The 17,700-nt window shown below is 67.9% G+C and carries 12 protein-coding genes; 8 read left to right on the top strand and 4 right to left on the bottom strand.

The genetic code is table 11. From position 1 onward, the window contains the following. Nucleotides 1-7: 7 nt before the first annotated feature. Nucleotides 8-673 carry a response regulator transcription factor gene (locus KHP16_RS08945; protein WP_115953430.1) on the top strand — a complete coding sequence of 222 codons (666 nt, stop codon included), beginning with the start codon at nt 8-10 and terminating at the stop codon, nt 671-673. Here the strand turns inward: KHP16_RS08945 and KHP16_RS08940 are convergent, their stop codons facing one another. Both KHP16_RS08940 and KHP16_RS08935 read right to left on the bottom strand, forming a co-directional pair. Next, nucleotides 674-1,612, bottom strand: coding sequence for a helix-turn-helix domain-containing protein (locus KHP16_RS08940; protein ID WP_109583796.1), 939 nt, complete (start codon nt 1,610-1,612; stop codon nt 674-676). A 57-nt stretch (nt 1,613-1,669) separates the two neighbouring features. Next, nucleotides 1,670-2,323 (bottom strand): histidine kinase dimerization/phospho-acceptor domain-containing protein, encoded by a 654-nt coding sequence (locus KHP16_RS08935; protein ID WP_211960033.1) that lies wholly within the window; start codon nt 2,321-2,323, stop codon nt 1,670-1,672. A gap of 251 nt (nt 2,324-2,574) precedes the next feature. Between KHP16_RS08935 and KHP16_RS08930 the strand changes: the two genes are divergently transcribed. From KHP16_RS08930 to KHP16_RS08900, 7 genes are all read left to right on the top strand, one after another. Next, on the top strand, nt 2,575-3,273 hold the full coding sequence (locus tag KHP16_RS08930) for a hydrolase (RefSeq protein ID WP_109583664.1): 699 nt from the start codon (nt 2,575-2,577) through the stop codon (nt 3,271-3,273). Nucleotides 3,274-3,341: 68 nt separating this feature from the next. After that, nucleotides 3,342-5,210 carry an amidohydrolase gene (locus KHP16_RS08925; protein WP_179593990.1) on the top strand — a complete coding sequence of 623 codons (1,869 nt, stop codon included), beginning with the start codon at nt 3,342-3,344 and terminating at the stop codon, nt 5,208-5,210. Further along, nucleotides 5,210-5,617 (top strand): DoxX family protein, encoded by a 408-nt coding sequence (locus tag KHP16_RS08920; RefSeq protein WP_179593991.1) that lies wholly within the window; start codon nt 5,210-5,212, stop codon nt 5,615-5,617. The genes KHP16_RS08925 and KHP16_RS08920 overlap by 1 nt, the downstream gene beginning before the upstream one ends. Continuing rightward, nucleotides 5,614-6,738: a porin gene (locus tag KHP16_RS08915; protein WP_109583667.1), complete on the top strand. Its 1,125-nt coding sequence runs from the start codon at nt 5,614-5,616 to the stop codon at nt 6,736-6,738. The genes KHP16_RS08920 and KHP16_RS08915 overlap by 4 nt, the downstream gene beginning before the upstream one ends. A 268-nt stretch (nt 6,739-7,006) precedes the next feature. After that, on the top strand, nt 7,007-7,396 hold the full coding sequence (locus KHP16_RS08910; RefSeq protein WP_244214621.1) for a response regulator transcription factor: 390 nt from the start codon (nt 7,007-7,009) through the stop codon (nt 7,394-7,396). A 16-nt stretch (nt 7,397-7,412) separates the two neighbouring features. Beyond that, nucleotides 7,413-13,196, top strand: a complete 5,784-nt coding sequence (locus KHP16_RS08905; protein WP_211960032.1) for a trifunctional serine/threonine-protein kinase/ATP-binding protein/sensor histidine kinase — start codon at nt 7,413-7,415, stop codon at nt 13,194-13,196. Nucleotides 13,197-13,333: 137 nt separating this feature from the next. Beyond that, nucleotides 13,334-14,845 carry an MFS transporter gene (locus KHP16_RS08900; protein WP_109583670.1) on the top strand — a complete coding sequence of 504 codons (1,512 nt, stop codon included), beginning with the start codon at nt 13,334-13,336 and terminating at the stop codon, nt 14,843-14,845. Between the two features lies 1 nt (nt 14,846). Here KHP16_RS08900 and KHP16_RS08895 read toward each other — a convergent pair whose 3' ends face one another. Both KHP16_RS08895 and KHP16_RS08890 read right to left on the bottom strand, forming a co-directional pair. Further along, nucleotides 14,847-16,040: an HlyD family secretion protein gene (locus tag KHP16_RS08895; protein ID WP_211960031.1), complete on the bottom strand. Its 1,194-nt coding sequence runs from the start codon at nt 16,038-16,040 to the stop codon at nt 14,847-14,849. Next, nucleotides 16,037-17,542 (bottom strand): efflux transporter outer membrane subunit, encoded by a 1,506-nt coding sequence (locus tag KHP16_RS08890; protein ID WP_121491758.1) that lies wholly within the window; start codon nt 17,540-17,542, stop codon nt 16,037-16,039. Before KHP16_RS08890 ends, KHP16_RS08895 begins: the two co-directional genes overlap by 4 nt. Between the last annotated feature and the right edge of the window lie 158 nt (nt 17,543-17,700).

Here is a 17,700-nt window from a genome sequence, read left to right as displayed (position 1 = left end):
TCGACATATGGAAGCCACCTACCGATTCTCAGAATGGACCGAAGACGCGGCGAACGAGTTTCTCGTTCTCGTCGTGGACGACGACCCGGCCGTGCGCGAGGCGGTATCCGGTCTCTTCGCATCGATTGGCCTGCGCGTGGTGCAGCACACGACGGCCGAGGCGTTGCTGGCCGCGCCCATGCCCGATCAGCCGAGTTGCATCGTGCTGGATATCTCGCTCGACGGGCTCAGCGGCCTGGACCTGCAGGCGCGCCTGCGCGAGGACGGTATCGAAACCCCGATCGTGTTCCTGTCCGGGGTGGGCGACGTGCCGATGACCGTGGCGGCGATGAAAGCGGGCGCGATTAACTTCATCGCCAAGCCGTTCCGCGATCAGGAACTGATCGATGCCGTATTCGAAGCGCTTCACCTCGACGTGCAGCGCCGCGCGGAGCTGGAACGCACCGCGGCACTGCGCATCGGCTTCGCGAGCCTGACCCCACGCGAACGCGATGCGATGACGCTGCTCGCGCGCGGGCTGTCGAACAAGCAGGTAGCGGACATGCTCGACATCAGTCCCGCAACGGTGAAGACCTATCGCGCGCAGACGATGAAGAAGATGCAGGCCCGGTCGTTCGCGGAACTCGTCACGATGGCGCGGGCGCTGGGGCTGGTCGCCGCGGAGGCGGACTGATCAGCCGGCGGCGCCGCGGCGCCAGACGCCCGGCGTAACGCCGGTGGCGCGCGAGAACACGCGGGTGAAGTGGCTCTGGTCGCAGAACCCGCAGGACACGGCCACCTCGGCCAGCGGCAGGTCGGTGTCGCGCAGCAGCGCATAGGCGCGTTCCAGCCGGCGCTCGATGAGCCACTGGTGCGGCGTCTGTCCCGTGGATTCCCGAAACGCGCGCGTGAAGTGGCTGCGCGACAGCTGGCACGCGTCGGCGACCTCGCCGACCGACAGATTGCCGTCGAAGCGCGCGGCGAGCATCTCCTTAGCGCGCTCGACACTGCGCGGCGGCAGGCGCCTGAGCGACTTGCCGCCGTCCTCGGGCAAGGCCGTTCCGTGTCCATAGCGATGCACCAGATGCGCGCCGATCGCGAGGCTCAGCTGATCGACGAAGAGTTGGCACGCCTGCTCCGGATGCTGCAGCAGCGGCACCATGGCGTGCGCCAGATGCGCGAGCACTGGATCGGCATGGGCCGCCAGCGGCTGGAGTTCGGGCGTCGCCGCGCCACGCTCGATCGCCACGCGCTCGATGAACGTGCGCGAGATCTCGACGAGCATGAAGTCGAAGTCGCTGCAGAAATCCGCCTTGTAGTCGACCGCGAGGCTGCGGAGGTAGATCGCGCCGTTATCGAAGTCATGCGTGCGGCCATGCCTGCCGTCGAAAATGCGGCGGCGATGGCCGCCCCGCAGCGAGACCCCCAGCAGCACGCCGCGGTCGGTCGCGGGCATTTCTACCTGCGTCGCGCGCTTGCCCAGCGAGCTTTTGCGATAGAACTGGACGTCCTTGCCGATCAGCGCCTGGTCGTCGCTGAGCCGGTCAGCCGTGCAGCCGAAAGGATCCACGCCCACCGGGCCGGGCGCCTGAGGCAACGGCGGGTGCGCCGTTCGAAGGGCAATCGCGGGCATGAGATTCTGGAAGTCGTGCGGCATAAGACCACCAGAGGATAGCAGGATGCGGTGAAGTCATGCATGCGCACCCGCACCGACGCATGATGCGGGCGACACCGGACGGACCGGGAGCGCCGCAATGCGGAGGGTCTGGCCGTCGAGCATGAGCGCCATGGTGACGCTGCCCTGCGCGTCGCTGCGCGCGGCAAGCTCCAGCCGCGCCGCACGTGGCGGGACCGCGCCCAGGCCATCGAGCGTCTCCGCCAGCAGGCCGAGCACCGCGTGCTGGACGCGCGCGTGTTCCCCATTGACGCGCGAGACCGACGGCTCGACCTCGACATGCAGGTCCAGTCCGGCGTTGTAGACCGCGGCGCGCGCGAGCGGCACCACGTCATCGATCGCCTGGCCGAGGTCGAACGCCGCGAGGCTATCGCCGGGCACACCGCCCGACAGCCCGTGCTCCGCCAGCATGAGCGCCTGCAGGCAGCGGATCTGCGCTTCCGCGCGCGTGGCCTGCTCCTGGATGCGGCGGAGGCCTTCCCGCAGTTGTTGGGCCACCTCGGGTTGACACGGCAGATCGGCGTCCCCGCCGCGCAGCACGCGCTGCACGGCGCCCGCCTCGAGCCCGATCGCGGTGAGCGGCTCACGCAGGGCATGCGCGATCGAAGCGGCCAGCGCAGCCAGCGGGCCTTGGCCGGCGGCCGGATCCGTGCGGTTCGAGCGGGTCATGAGGGCACCTTTCCTTATGCAACCGTCAACGGTCCGCCGACGGGGTCTGTCCAGGGGCCGCGGCAACTGGCGACCCGGTGGCAATGTACATGCCGCACTGCATCAACCGATAGAACGGCTGTGCGGTTTTTGTACAAACGTGTGCAGTCCTCCCGTTAGTGGATAGCGCTAATACGATGAGGGGATGGTCGCGACGGGGGCTCGCACATAGTCTTCGGTTTCCTGCCCAACCCGTCGCAAGGAGTGACATCATGTCCAATCCCAAGCTCGAAGTGCTGACCCCGCACAACAGCCAGCTGATCATCATCGACCATCAGCCGCAAATGGCGTTCGGCGTACAGTCGATCGACCGCCAGACGCTCAAGAACAACGTGGTGGGCCTGGCCAAGGCCGCCAAGATCTTCAACGTGCCGACCACGATCACGACCGTGGAAAGCGAGTCGTTCTCCGGCTTCACGTACCCGGAACTGCTCGACGTGTTCCCGAATGCGAAGACGCTGGAACGCACCTCGATGAATTCGTGGGATGACCAGAAGGTCCGCGACGCGCTGGCCGCCAATGGCCGCCGCAAGGTCGTCGTGGCCGGCCTGTGGACGGAGGTGTGCAACACGACCTTCGCGCTGTGCGCGATGCTGGAAGGCAACTACGAGATCTATATGGTGGCCGATGCCTCCGGCGGCACGACCAAGGACGCGCATGACTACGCCATGCAGCGCATGGTCCAGGCCGGCGTGGTGCCGGTGACCTGGCAGCAGGTCCTGCTGGAATGGCAGCGTGACTGGAAGAACCGCGACACGTACGATGCCGTGATGGCCGTGGCGAAGGAACACTCCGGCGCCTACGGCATGGGCGTGGACTACGCCTATACGATGGTGCACAAGGCTGCCCAGCGCACCGCCACCCCGCACGAGTCGATCGCTCCCGTGCACGCACCGGTGATCGAGCGCTGATGCGTCGCCGTCAGTTCCTTGCTTCGGCTGCCGCGCTGGGCGCGGCAGCCTCCTCGGAGATCTTCGCCATGTCCCCGTCCCAGACGCCAGACCTGATCCTCGTCAACGGCAAGTTCACGACGCTCGACCGCTCGCGTCCGCAGGCGGATGCCGTCGCCATCCACGATGGACGGTTCGTCAGCGTCGGCACGCGCGACGAGGTCATGAAGCTGGCCACGCCGCAGACGCGCGTGATCGACCTGAACGGCCGCCGCGCGATTCCCGGCCTGATCGACAGCCACATGCACATCATCCGTGGCGGGCTGAACTACAACATGGAGCTGCGCTGGGATGGCGTGCGCTCGCTCGCCGACGCCATGCGCATGCTCAAGGCGCAGGTCGACCGCACGCCCGCGCCGCAATGGGTGCGCGTGGTTGGCGGCTTCACCGAGCATCAGTTCGCCGAAAAGCGCCTGCCGACGATCGAGGAACTGAACGCCGTGGCGCCCGACACGCCCGTGTTCATCCTGCATTTGTACGATCGCGCGATCCTGAATGGCGCCGCGCTGCGCGCGGTGGGCTACAACAAGGACACGCCAAACCCGCCGGGCGGCGAGATCGTGCACGACGCGCAAGGCAATCCCACCGGCCTGCTGCTGGCCAAGCCGAACGCGACGATCCTCTACGCGACGCTGGCCAAGGGCCCGAAGCTGCCGCCCGAATACCAGAAGAACTCCACGCGCCATTTCATGCGCGAGGTGAACCGTCTGGGCGTGACCGGCGTGATCGACGCCGGCGGCGGGTACCAGAATTACCCAGAGGACTACAACATCATCGAGGAGCTGCACGAGGAAGGGCAGCTCACGGTGCGCCTCGCCTACAACCTCTTCACGCAGAAGCCCAAGGAAGAGCTCAGCGACTTCAAGACGTGGACGTCCACGGTGAAGCCGGGTCAGGGCGACGACCTGTACCGTCATAACGGCGCGGGCGAAATGCTCGTCTATACCGCGGCCGACTTCGAGGACTTCCGCGTCGAGCGGCCCGACATGCCGCCCTCGATGGAAGCGGACCTCGAACCCGTGATCCGACTGCTGGCCGAGAAGCGCTGGCCGTGGCGCCTGCATGCGACGTACAACGAGACCATCTCGCGCGCCCTGGACGTGTACGAGAAAGTGGCCAAGGACATTCCGTTCACGGGCCTGAACTGGTTCTTCGATCATGCGGAGACCATCACCGACCGCAACATCGACCGCATCGCGGCGCTCGGCGGCGGTATCGCCGTGCAGCACCGCATGGCGTACCAGGGCGAATACTTCGTCGAGCGCTATGGCGCGAAGGCCGCCGAGGCCACGCCCCCGGTGAAGAAGATGCTCGAGCGCGGCGTCAAGGTCGGCGCAGGGACAGATGCCACGCGCGTCGCCTCGTACAACCCCTGGGTGTCGCTGTACTGGCTCACCACCGGCAAGACCGTGGGCGGCATGTCGATGTACCCGCAGGCCAACCTGCTCGATCGCGAGACGGCGCTGCGCCTGTGGACGGAAGCCAATACGTGGTTCTCGTCGGAGGAAGGCAAGAAGGGCCGCATCGCCGTGGGTCAGCTGGCCGACCTCGCGGTGCTCTCGGCCGACTACTTCTCGGTACCCGGCGACGACATCCAGGACATCACCTCGGTCATGACGGTGCTCGGCGGCAAGGTCGTCTACGGTGACGGCGAATTCGGCAAGTACTCGCCGGACCTGCCGCCGGCGATGCCCGACTGGTCGCCCGCGCGCCACGGCAGCCGTTATCAGCCTCGCCCGACCGCGCAGACGAAGCTGGCGATGAATACCGCCTGCGGCTGTGCCTCGTCGTGCGGCGTGCACGGGCACGCGCATGCGCGCGCCTGGACCTCGAGCGTGCCGACGAGCGACGAAAGCTCGTTCTGGGGCGCGCTCGGCTGCTCCTGCTGGGCGTTCTGATGCGCGACGGATTTCCGCCCAACTGGGTGCGCACGCTGGCGCTGCTGCTGATCTGCGCGGCCTACCTGCAAGGCGGCCTCGTGAAGCTGTTCGACTTCGGCGGCGCGGTCGGCGAGATGCAGCACTTTGGCATCGCGCCGGCGGCGCCCGCCGCGGCGTTGGTGATCGCGCTCGAACTGGTGGCGCCGGCGATGATCGTGCTGGGCTTCTGGCGCTGGCTCGCCGCGCTCGCGCTGGGCGCCTTCACGCTCGGCGCGACGTTCATGGCCAACCGGTACTGGGATGCTCCGCCCGAGGCGCGCTTCATGCTCATGAACGCGTTCTACGAGCATCTTGGCCTGTGCGGCGCGTTCCTGCTGATCGCGTGGGACGACCTGCGCCAGCGTCGCCGGGCGGCCGCGTCATGAGGCGGACCGTGACACGATGGCGCCGGCGTACGCTGGCGCCGGTATTGATCGCGGTTGGCGGCACCGCCGCGGTGTCCGGCTCCGCCATGGCGGGTTCGCTCACGGTCTACGGCCGGCTGAACACCGCCATCGAATACTCGCGCGCGAGCACGGCCACCGACGGCACCGCACTCGGCAGCGTCGTGCGCCAGACCAACTACCGTTCGGTGTTCGGACTGCGCGGCGAGGAGGACCTTGGCGGCACCTTCAAGGCAGTGTGGCAGATCGAGAGCAATATTTCGCTGGACACCGGCCAGGGCGTGATCGCGAGCCGCAACTCCCGCGTGGGCCTTCAGGGCGACTATGGCCTGATCTTCGGCGGCCACTGGCACACGCCCTACACCGAAGCGACGATGGGCTACGACCCCTATTACCCGACTACGGCCGGCTACATGGCCCTGATCGGCAACGGGTCCACGTCGACGTCGAATAATATCGACGACACCAGCTCGTTCGATCGCCGGCAGAAGAACATCGTGCAGTACCGGTCGCCGTCGTTCGGCCCGGTGAGCGTCTGGCTCGGGGCGGGCCTGCCCGAGGAGAAGACCACCGTGGCGCGCAACCCCGCGCTGTACTCGGCGGCCGTGGTCTACGACTCGGGGCCGCTGAACGCAACGGTCGCCTACGAGGTGCACCAGCACTATCAGGCGGCGAGCCGCAACGACGACGCGCTGAAGTTCGGCGCGGCGTGGCAGATCGTGGCAGGCACGCGCGTCGCGGTCGTCTACGAGCATCTGCATTACCGCACCGATACCGGCGATCTGCAGCGCAACGCGTACTACGCTTCGCTGGTGCAGCAGGTGGGCGTGGGCAGCGTGCGCATCGGCTTCGGTCTGGCGGCCAACGGCACCGGATCGTCCACGGACACGATCGGGTTCTTCCGCAGCGGCCCGGATACCGGCGCGACGCAGATCACGATCGGGTACGACTACCCCCTGTCGAAGCGCACGGCCTTGTTCGCGTTCTACAGCCGCATCAACAACCGGAGCCGCGCGATCTATGACTTCGCGATCAACGAACTCGGCGTCAGCGCGGGGGCGGATCCCCAGACGCTGGCACTCGGCATGCGGCACAACTTCTGACCATGTCAGGTCACGAATGACGATGTGGGGGATGGTGACGACTAATACCAAGGTATTAACCGACACTGTTCATGGGCGAGTGCCGTCGGTGCTCCGGAACGGGGTTCCCGCGCCCGGCGTCGGGTATGGCAAACGGTACGGTGTGTCAGCGGGGCGACGACAATACCACCGTATGATATGGGCCGCAGGCCCACGGGACTATCCTGTCTGCAAGCGGTGGAGGGTGTCGGACCCTCGTCACCGCTCAAGACGACTCCAAGGATTTTGTGTGACTGCCACCCCCGTGATTGCCATCGTCGACGACGACGCTTCCGTCAGGCATGCCATGGGACGATTGGTGCGCTCGTTCGACCTGGATGTGGAACTCTTCAGCAGCGGTCCAGAGCTGCTGCAGTCCGCGTCGATCGACCACATTGCATGCCTGATCACCGATATCCAGATGCCCGCCATGAACGGCTTCGCGTTGTGCGAAGCGCTGCGTGCCCGCGGCTACGACATGCCGGTGGTCTTCATGACCGCTTTTGCCCAGGAAGGCTACGAGCAGCGCGCCCGCGACGCGGGTGCCTCGTGCTTTCTGAACAAGCCGTTCCAGGACACTGATATCATCCGCTGCATCGAGAATGCCTTGCTTCCACGCCTGAGACCACCGACCGCCTGACGCCCTGCGCCGCATCATGACGAGCGAACGAATTGGCTTACCGGAGCGGGGCCTGCCTGACGTTACCCCTGTCACCTCGCCCGACGCCATCGCGCTGCCGGAATATCGTTTCGAGACGATCCATCAGGATGGCATCGTCGCGTTCGCGCGCGGCGTGCACCCCGGCACCGGCCATACGATCTTGCTGGCTCACGCCGCGTCGGCCCAAATGGAAGCCGAGGCCGCGCGCCGGCTGGAGAACGAATTCGCGCTGCGCGCGATGCTGCGTCCCGAGTGGGCCATTCTGCCGCGCGGACTGACGCGTTACCGCAACGGCGTGGCCGCCATTTACGACGATCATTCCGGTACGCCGCTGACCTTGCTGATGGCCGAGCGCCAGCCGCTCGCGCGCGTGCTCGCCATCGCGCGGAACGCCAGCGCCGCGCTCCGCGCCGCGCATGAGTCGGGACTGGTGCATTGCTCGCTCACGCCCTGCAGCCTGCTCGTCGAATCCGACGACCGCTGCCGTCTCGGCCGCTTCGATTTCGCCCAGCATGCCGGTGATGCGGAAACCCGGCCGCCGGCAGGTGGCTACTATCCCGGCGGATTCAATGGCGGCGCCAGGATCACGATCGCGGATCAGGCGCCAGCCTACATGTCGCCAGAGCATACCGGCCGCACGCATCATGCGATCGACGTCCGCAGCGACCTGTACTCGTTGGGCGTGGTCCTGTACCAGTTGCTCACGGGCCAGTTGCCCTTCAGCGCGCGCAATCCATCGGACCTCACCGAATGGATTCATAGCCATGTCGCCGGCACGCCGGCGCCACCGCGCGAGATCGCGCCCGATGTCCCGGAGATGCTCGCGCGCATCGCGCTGAAGCTGCTCGACAAGCGTCCCGCGCACCGCTACCAGTCCGCGGCGGGACTCGAGGCGGACCTGCGGCGCTGCGCGGAAGCGTTCGCCGCGAATGGCCGCATCGATCCGTTCGAACCCGGCATGCGCGACCGGCCCGGCGCGCTGGAGCTGCCGGACCAGATCTACGCACGCGAGGCAGAACTCGCGCAAATGGAAGAGTTATGCGCGCGCGTGGCCGCGAACTCGCGGCCCATCGTCGTGGCGCTGACGGGTCCGTCCGGCATCGGCAAGTCGGCGTTGATGCGAAGCTTCGCGCAGGGGATGCCGCAGCGGCGCGTGTGGTGGGCGGCCGGCAAAGCCGATCCGATCCGCAGCGACGTGCCCTATGCCGTGCTGGCCGACGCGTTTCGCGGGCTCGTGCACCAGATCCTCGGCCTGCCGGAAGACGCCGTGCGCATGTGGCGGCTGCGGCTGGAACAGGCACTGGGTGCCTATGGCAGCGTGGCATCGAGCATCGCGCCCGCGCTGCGGTTGCTGGTACAGGATTTTCCGGACTCGCCCGCAACCGAGTCCGTCGAGCCCGACATGCATGTCGATCTCGCCATGCGTTGCCTGATCCATGCGTTCGCGCAGCCGGACCGCCCGTTCGTGCTACTCATCGACGATATCGAATGGCTCGACCGTCCGACGCTCGCGCTGCTGTCGCGGCTCGTGGGCGGCACGGGACCTTTGCGCCTGCTGCTCGTCTGCACGGCGCGTGACGCCGACGCGCCGGCGCTGGCCGCGTTGCGCGAGCATGTGACCGTGAGCGATATCGCCGTCTGCGGCCTGTCCGTCGATGCCGTGGCGGCGATGCTCGCGCAAACGCTGCGCGCGCCCGATGCCGCGATGCGTCCGCTCGCGGAGGTCGTCCACGCGAAGACCCTTGGCAGTCCGTTCTTCGTGCGGCAGTTCGTGAAGACGCTCGCGGACGAGCGACTGATCGCGTATGCCGCCGACAATGCCGCCGACAATGCGGACGACAATGCGGGGGGATGGCGCTTCGATCTCGCTGCGGTCGACGCGCGTACGTGCACGGACAACGTCGCGGACTTCAGCCTGCGGCATCTGCAGCAGTTGCCCGGCGACACACGCAGCCTGCTTGGCGGCATGGCGTGCCTCGGCAGCGTGTCGTCGTTCGAGCTGTTGTGCGACACGTTCGCGCTCGATCCCGCCACGCTGCACGCGCGGCTGGCGCCAGCCTGCGCGGCGGGCCTCGTTGTGCCGACGCGGCATGACTACCTGTTCGCCCACGATCGCATTCTCCAGGCCGCGCACGCGTGGCTCGACAGCGACGAGCGCGCGCGCGTCAGCCTGCGCGCGGGCCGTCTGCTGGCCCGCACGCTCGACAGCGGCGCGGGACCGGAAGCAGAAGCGGGCGCGTCGGGTGCCGGCGAGGGCCGGGACGGCACCCATGGCGACGGCATGCGCGACGACGTGCTGTTTCGCGCGGCGGGCTTGCTGGCGCAGGCCAACGCGCTGGCATCGTCGGCGGCGGAGGCCTTCGATTCCGCGCGGCTGTTCCTGGTGGCCGCGAAGCGCGCGCGGCGCGCGGCCGCCTACGAGGCCGCCCTGCGTTACGTCAGCAACGGTATCGATTACCTGAAGCAGGCCGCGGCATCCCTGGACGGCAACCTGCTGTATCACGCTTTGCGCGAGGAACAGGCCATGTGCTGGTTCCTGCAGGGGCGCCTCGATGCGGCGCTCGTGCTCGTCACGCAGCTCATCGAGGGCCCGGGCGACGTTCTCCAGCGCGCCAGCGTGTACCGACTGAAGGTGGAGATGCATTCGCGCCGCTCGGAAAACATGCTCGCGGTGGAAACCGCGATCGCGGGTCTGCGCCTGTTCGGCATCGATCTGCACGCCCATCCGTCGGCCGCGGCGTGCAACAGCTTGTATGCCACCATCCAGCCGATGCTCGCGGCAACCACGCTCAGCGCCATGCTGGCGTTACCGGTGATGAACGATGCGGACACCGAGGCCGCCATGAGCCTGCTCGCCGCGCTGATGGTGCCCGCCAGCTTCACCGACGAAAACCTCGCCTTCCTCAGCCTGTGCCAGATGCTGCGCCTGACGCTGCGGCACGGGATGACTGCGGCCGCCACGTCCGCGCTCGGCTGGCTCGGCGTACAGGTCTGCCATCGGTTCGACGCCTATGCGGACGGTTTCCGTTATGGCGAGATGGCACGGCGGCTCGTCAATCATCATGGCTACGCGGCGCACATGGCGCGCGTGCAGCTGCCCCTCGACCAGCTCAGCGTGTGGACACGGCCGCTGTCTTATTCGATCGAATGCGCGCGGGCCGGATTCGCCGCCGGCGTCGCGCACGGCGACGTGACCACCGCATGCTATGCGTGCTGCCATATCGTCGCCGCGATGCTGGCGCGTGGCGACCGCCTCGACGACGTCGCGGTAGAGATCGCGCGCGGGCTGGACTTCGTGCGCCGCGCGGGCTTCCACGACGTGGAGTCGATCCTGCTGGCGCAGCAGCGCTTCGTCGACGGCCTGCGCGCGGGCGCCGATGCGCAGGACACCGCCGCGCACCGCTGGATGGACGACATCGGCCCCGACGGCGAAAGCCTGGCGCGCGGCGAGCGACTGTCCACGTTCCAGTTCTGGCATTGGCTCTATCGCGCGACCATGCTGTTGCTGGCGGATCGTCACGAGGCGGCGGCCATGTGCCTCGATCGCGCGGCAACGTTCGCGTGGTCGGCGCCGGCCCATATCCACCAGCTCGACCTGCGCCTGCTGCGCGCGCTGACGATCGCCGCCGCACCCGACAGACCGGACGGACGGGACGCCGAAGCCTCGAGTACGCTGCGTGCCGATGCGCGCAAGATTCGTGGCTGGGCCGCCGCGAATCCCGTCACCTTCACGGACAAGGCGCTGCTCGTCGAAGCGGAAATCGCGCGGCGTGAAGGCGATGCCATGACCGCGATGACGAAGTACGAGCAGGCGATCGCGCATGCGACCGCGCATGGCTTCGTGCAGATCGTGGCCCTCGCGCACGAGCGCGCGGCGCACCACTGCGCCGTGCTCGGTCTGGCCGCGGCGGCGCACGCGCATCGCCGCGATGCCCGCGATGCGTATGTGCGCTGGGGCGCGATGACTAAGGCCCGGCAGCTCGAGGCGCGCTTCCCCGAACTCGTCGATCCGAAGCAGCCGCGCACGTGGCAGCTGGGCGAAGGGTTCCACACCGTCGATATCGAAAGCGTGATCAAGGCCTCCCGCGCGCTGACGGAAGAGATCCGGATCGAGGGCCTGATCGACAAGCTGATGACGATCGCGCTCGAGTACGCGGCCGCCCAGCGCGGCCTGCTGATCCGCATCTATCCGGAAGGGCCGCTCGTCGAGGCCATTGCCGATACCGCCGTCGATGGCGTGCGCGTGCGTATCGCGCAGGACCAGCTGCGCGCCGACATGCTGCCGCTGTCCATGTTCCACACGGCCACGCGTACGGCGCAGGTCGCGATGGTGGGCGCGTCCATGCGCGCCAGCCCGTTCGCGATCGATCCGTATCTGGCGCAGCAGCCGGACTGCTCCGCCATCTGTATTCCGATGGTTCGCCACAAGGAGGTCATCGGTGCCCTTTACCTCGAGAACCGGCTGGTGCGCGATGCTTTCACGCTCGATCAAACCCGGTTGCTCGAACTCGTCGCCGCGCAGGCCGCAATCTCGCTGCGCACCGCCCGCCTTTATGACGACCTGCTCGTGGAGAACGAGCGGCGCCAGCGCGTGGAGCGCGAACTGCGCACGAGCGAGGCAACGCTTGCCATGGGCGAGAGCGTGAGTCACACCGGCAGCTGGCGCTGGGACGTCGACGAAGATCGTTTCTACTGCTCGGACGAGCTGCTGCGCATCTACGACCTCGATCCATCCGAACGCGAGTCGCCGTTCGAAGTATTTCTGTCGCGCATGCATCCCGAGGACCGCCCGGCCATGAAGCGCCTCGTGGAGGTCAACACCGCGCAGCGTCTGCCCGTGCAGGTGGAGCATCGGATCGTCCGTCGCGATGGGTCGATCGTGCACGTCGCAGTGATCGGCAAGCCGATGCCGCCCGATAACATGGCGGCCGGTGTCGCCGCCGGTGCCACCAATGCGAGCGCGGACGGCGGCGAGGAACCGTTGCGATATTTCGGCACCGTGACCGATATCACGGCACGCCGGCACGCGGAGGACGCGGTGCGCAACGCGCAGGCGGACCTCGCCCGCGTTGCACGTGCCACCACGGTGGGACAGCTCACCGCCTCTATCGCCCACGAGATCAACCAGCCGCTGATGTCGATCGTCTCCAACGCCGGCGCGAGCCTGCGTTGGCTCGCGCGCGCCACGCCGGACATCGACAATGCGCGCGAAGGCCTTGTCGCGATCGCAAGCGAAGGCCAGCGCGCGGGCGACATGATCCGCAGCCTGCAGAGCCTGACGCGAAACGCCGCGCCGGTACTCGCGCCGGTGGACATTCACGAGGCGATTCGCCATATCCTCGCGATCTCCCGCAGCGAAATCGCGCGGCGCAGCGTGACGGTGCAGCTCGAACTCGGCGCGGAGCCCTCGCATGCGTTCGGCGACAGCGTGCAGCTGCAGCAGGTCATCCTCAACCTCGTCGTCAACGCGATCGAGGCGATGGGCGACATCGAAGACCGCCCCCGAATCCTGCGCATCGCGACGCGCGTGTCGCATGGCGAGGCGGCAGGCGATGCCATCGAAGTCAGCGTCGGCGACACCGGTGTGGGCATCGGCGCTGAACTGGTCGAACAGGTATTCGAGCCCTTCTACACGACCAAGGTCAACGGCATGGGGATGGGCCTCGCGATCTGCCGCTCGATCATCGAAGCGCATCGCGGCCACTTGCGCGCCGCCGCACTGGTCCCTTATGGCAGCGCGTTCTCCTTCACCATTCCGATGCACGCGCCGGCCGGCTGACCATACCCGCCCTACCATACCAACACGTGTGAGCGCTTAGACCAATGGAGGACTGACGTCCCGGCGCGCCACGGATATGCTCCAGAGCACATGTGTTGCCATGGGATTGGCGACCGACGTCATTTCAGGAGCCACGGATGCCGGCCGTCCCGCTGAGCGCGCTGCCCACGCTGGGCCGGCCCGCCGTCTTCATGCTCGGCCTCGCCCTCGGTTGCGCGGCCGGCGTGGACTTCATCGCCACGTCGATGCTGGCGACGGGGGCCGTGCATATCCGCGCGGGGGTGTATGCCACGCCCGACGACTTTCTCTGGTGCCTGACCGCCTACGCGGGCGCCGCCGTGGTTGCCAACCTCATCCTGCGCGGCGTGGCGGATTTCATCAGTTATCGCGGGGCTACGCTGCTCGGGCTCGTCATCGCGTTCGCGGGCGCGTTGCTGTGCGCGCTCTCCGAGAACGTCTTGCAGCTGTCGCTGGCGCTTGCGGTCCAGGGACTCGGCGCGGGCGGATTGTTCGCGGCCTCCCGTACGCTGATCCAGCTGCTGACCGCGCCCCAGGAACGTTCGAAGCTGCTGTGGCCGTTCGTCATCGGGGCGCTCGGTCTCAATGCCACGGCGCCTTGGACCACGGCCACGCTGATGCTCGATGCGGGCTGGCGCATGATCTTCGTGCTGCAGGCCGTCGTCATCGCCTGCACGTGGCTGCTCGTCGCCAGTACCTACCCGCGCCGCGTGCGGCCGCCCGTCCTGCCCGATCTCGATACGCTTGCCGCGCTCGACTGGGTCAGCGTGATCGTGCTCGGCGCGGGTGCGCTGATCACGATTCATGGGCTCGCCAACCTGCGCATCTACACCGCGCTCGATACGCCCGAGGTACTGCTGTGGCCGCTCACGGGCGTCGCCCTCGTGGTGCTTGCCTTCGCGCGCCTGCGCCAGCGTCCCGATGCGTGGCTCAATCCGCGCCGGCTGGGCGGCAAGCGGTATCAGACCGGCGTGCTCTTCTATGCCATCTATGCGGTGTTCGGCGGGCTATGGAACTACCTCATTCCGAACCTGCTGCAGCTGGGCTTCGGCTTCACGTTCGAGACCAGCGGGCGCATCCTGACGCTGACGGAGGCCTTCGGCGTCTGCATGTCCATCCTGTTCATCTGGTATGGCATGCGGCTGCCCGGCACGCGGCGATATCTCGCACTGGGCTATCTGATGACGGCCGCCGCGGCCTGGATGTTTTCCACGCGCATCGAGACCGATCTATCGATGGCGCGCATCATGCCCGTGCTGCTGCTGCAGGCGGCATCGCTGCCGTTCACGCTGCTGATGGTCGCCCGGCTGTCGTTCCTCGATACGTCGCTCGAAGACTTTCCGCACGCCTATCAATTCAAGAACATCGTGCGGCAGCTTGCGACAGCCGCTGGTACCGGGCTGGCCGCGCAGGGGCTGCAGTTTGGCGAGGCGGTCGCGCGGACGCAGCTCGTCGATCGTGTCGATCCATTCCGGATGGGCGGGATACCGCCGGCGACGTCATTGGCCACGATCTCGCAGCAGATCGACCAGCAGGCCACGCTGGTCGCCACCGCCAATCTGCTGGCCATCGTCGGCTGCGGGTGTCTGCTGGTGGCGATCTTCGCGGCGTGGCAGCGCTGGCTGCGCTGAATCAGCCGGCGTTGGCCGCGATGATCTTCGCAATGTGCGCGTCGGCCTCCCGGGCCACCTCCGCGTAGACGTCGGTGCGCAGCGGCGTGAGCGGGGGCAGCGTGGACAGCGAGGCGCCCTGATCGTTGCGCGTATCGACCGATACGCTCATCGACAGCCCGATGCGCAGCGGATGCGCGGCTAGTTGGGCCGGCTCCAGGGAGATGCGCACGGGTAGCCGCTGCACGACCTTGATCCAGTTACCGGTGGCGTTTTGCGCGGGCAGCAGCGAGAACGCCGCGCCCGTGCCTGCGGAGAAGCCGGCCACCTTGCCGTCGTAGCGCACGCGCTGGCCATACAGGTCAGCATAGAGCGAAACCGGCTGGCCCACACGAACGCGGCGCAGCTGGTTCTCCTTGAAGTTGGCGTCGACCCACACCTGGTTCAGCGGGACCACGGCCATCAGGGGCGTGCCCGGCGCGACGCGCTGCCCCACCTGCACGGCGCGGCGGGCAATGAAGCCGTCGACGGGTGCCGGCAAGGCGGAGCGTGCGAAGGCGAGGTACGCGGCGCGGTAGTTGGCGGCGGCGCGGGCGACGTCCGGATGTTCCGCCAGCGTCGTGCGGTCGGTAAGCGCGCGGTTGGACACCAGTTGCTCCTGGGCCGCGCGCAGGGCGGCGGCGGCGGTGCGGACGGCCGTTTGCGCGTGCTCGACTTCCTCGGCCGAAACGGCTCCCGGGTTCGTCACCGCCTGCCGGCGCCTTAGATCGTCCTGCGCGCGGGCGAGATCGGCCGCGCGCAGGGCGATGTTCGCTGCCAGCGTGCCGTTGTTGACGTAGAGCGTGCGCACCTGCCGGACGGTTGCCGCCAGCTGCGCGGCGGCCTGCTCCATCGCGACCGCGCTGTCCGCGGGATCGAGCTCGACCAGCGGCTGGCCCTCGCGCACGTACTGCGTGTCGTCGCCTGCGATGGATACGACCGTGCCGCTGGTGAGCGGGGTCACCTGCACGACGTTGCCGCCGACGTAGGCGTCTTCGGTCGAGGCAAACTCCTGCACGTCGCGCCACCAATAGACCCCGCCCGCGGCGCCCGCCAACACCAGGACCGCAGCCAGCACGGCGGCCTTGCGGCGGGAAATACGAGGCGGCGTGCCGATCGGCGCTGGCGCTGGTGCCGGTCCCGGTGCGGGCGCGGCCGCCGGATTCTGTGTGGTCATGGCGTCTCCGCAAGTTGCGGGCGGGCGTCATCCTCGTATCCCCCACCCAGATTCCAGACCAGCGCCATCATCAAATCCACCTGCTGCCCCCGCAATTGAGCCGCCTGCCGCTGTGCCGCGAGCACGGCCGTCTGGGCGTCGAGGACCGTGAGCTGGTCCGCGAGCCCCACGTGCCAGCGGTCGGTCGCCAACGCCCACGCCTGGCGCGATAGTTCGAGCGCCTGGGCCTGCTGCGTCCGTGCGGTGGCCACCGCATGCAAGCTGCCGACGGTATCCGCGGTCTCCCGCAAGGCATCGACGAGCGTCTGGTTGTAGTCGGCCACCGCCGCGTCGTATTGCGCGTACCGTCCGTGCAGGTCCGCACGCAACTTGCCGCCCTCGAACACCGGCAACGTCACCGAGGGCCCAAACGAGAACGCCCGGCTCGCGCCGAGCAGGAAGTCCGAAGGCGTGATGGTGGTGAGCCCGCCCATCGCGGACACGCTGATATCGGGCAGGAACTCAGCCTTGGCCGTCTCGATGTCCTTCGACGCCGCCTCCACCCGCCAACGCGCCGCCACGAGGTCGGGCCGGCGCGACAGCAGGCCGATGCGCGCGTCGTCCGGCAGCCTGTCGAACGGTCCCGCCTGAGGTCCGTCATGGGGTGCGCCCTGGGGAGCACCCAATAGGGTAGGCCGCGCGATGGCCAATCCGCGATCGGGCCCCTTGCCCATGAGCGCCGCAATCTGGTGCCGCGTGACGTCGATTGCATCGTCGAGCTGCGTGAGCTCGGCCTCGATGCTCGCCACGCTGGCGCTCTGGAGCGTAATGCCGACCTGCGTATCGAGGCCCGCCACGTGACGCGCCCGTTCGAGCCCCGCCAGATCGCGCCGCTGTGCAATCGTGGTCGCCGTCACGTCACGCACCGCATAGAGCGTGGCGAGCCGGGCGTACACGCGCGCGACGCTCGTTGACAGCAGGAGCCGTGCGGATTGCTGCTCCGCATCGGCTTCGCGCACGGTGGACAACGCTGATTGCAACGCCGAGCGGTGCTTGCCCCAGAAGTCGAGGTCGTAGGTGAGTCCCGCGCTCAGGTGGACCTGATCGAACCATTTGCCCGCGAGCGACGTCCCGCGCAGGACGTCCGTTTCGGAAATGCGCTCGCGGGCAATACCGCCCTGGACGTCCACATGGGGATACAAGCCGCTGCGCGCCCCCTGAGCGAGCGCCCGCGCCGCCTCCACCCGGGCCATCGCGGCCTGCAGCGTGGGACTGTCCGCCACCGCCTCATCGACGAGGGTGCGCAGTTGCGGATCGCCGAAGCGGTCCACCCAGCTGGCATCGGGCCACGCGCCGTGCTCGGCAGGCAGGCTCCGCGCCGTGCCGGAAACGGGGGCGAGGGTCTGGGTGGTGCGCCCCGCGCCGAAATCGGCGCAGCCGCCGAGGGCCAAGACAATGAAGGCGATGGCGGCCCATGCCGTCCATCGTGGCGCAAGACGCCGGTGAGTGGCCATCGAGGCCATTGTGGGCTCCTGTCGTCCGCCAGCTATCGCGTGCGGGTGTATCGAAAATGAAATCGATGCCTGCCGGACGCCGGCTTATGCGGCGCCCATACGACGTCAGCGCCATTGTCGAGGCCACCCGGCAAGGCCATCTTCGCGATCCCGACGCCATTTTCAAA

Origin of the sequence: Cupriavidus plantarum, from assembly GCF_905397285.1 — a bacterium.
GTDB lineage: Bacteria > Pseudomonadota > Gammaproteobacteria > Burkholderiales > Burkholderiaceae > Cupriavidus > Cupriavidus plantarum.
The sequence above is the reverse complement of the archived record's forward strand: the minus strand, read 5'-3'. Positions and strand labels throughout refer to the sequence as shown.

Bases quoted from the DNA above. Each gene is read 5' to 3' on its own strand.
- KHP16_RS08890 (WP_121491758.1), bottom strand. From the start codon at position 17,542: ATGGCCTCGATGGCCACTCACCGGCGTCTTGCGCCACGATGGACGGCA.
- KHP16_RS08945 (WP_115953430.1), top strand. From the start codon at position 8: ATGGAAGCCACCTACCGATTCTCAGAATGGACCGAAGACGCGGCGAAC.
- KHP16_RS08935 (WP_211960033.1), bottom strand. From the start codon at position 2,323: ATGACCCGCTCGAACCGCACGGATCCGGCCGCCGGCCAAGGCCCGCTG.
- KHP16_RS08930 (WP_109583664.1), top strand. From the start codon at position 2,575: ATGTCCAATCCCAAGCTCGAAGTGCTGACCCCGCACAACAGCCAGCTG.
- KHP16_RS08940 (WP_109583796.1), bottom strand. From the start codon at position 1,612: ATGCCCGCGATTGCCCTTCGAACGGCGCACCCGCCGTTGCCTCAGGCG.
- KHP16_RS08895 (WP_211960031.1), bottom strand. From the start codon at position 16,040: ATGACCACACAGAATCCGGCGGCCGCGCCCGCACCGGGACCGGCACCA.
- KHP16_RS08925 (WP_179593990.1), top strand. From the start codon at position 3,342: ATGTCCCCGTCCCAGACGCCAGACCTGATCCTCGTCAACGGCAAGTTC.
- KHP16_RS08900 (WP_109583670.1), top strand. From the start codon at position 13,334: ATGCCGGCCGTCCCGCTGAGCGCGCTGCCCACGCTGGGCCGGCCCGCC.
- KHP16_RS08920 (WP_179593991.1), top strand. From the start codon at position 5,210: ATGCGCGACGGATTTCCGCCCAACTGGGTGCGCACGCTGGCGCTGCTG.
- KHP16_RS08905 (WP_211960032.1), top strand. From the start codon at position 7,413: ATGACGAGCGAACGAATTGGCTTACCGGAGCGGGGCCTGCCTGACGTT.
- KHP16_RS08915 (WP_109583667.1), top strand. From the start codon at position 5,614: ATGAGGCGGACCGTGACACGATGGCGCCGGCGTACGCTGGCGCCGGTA.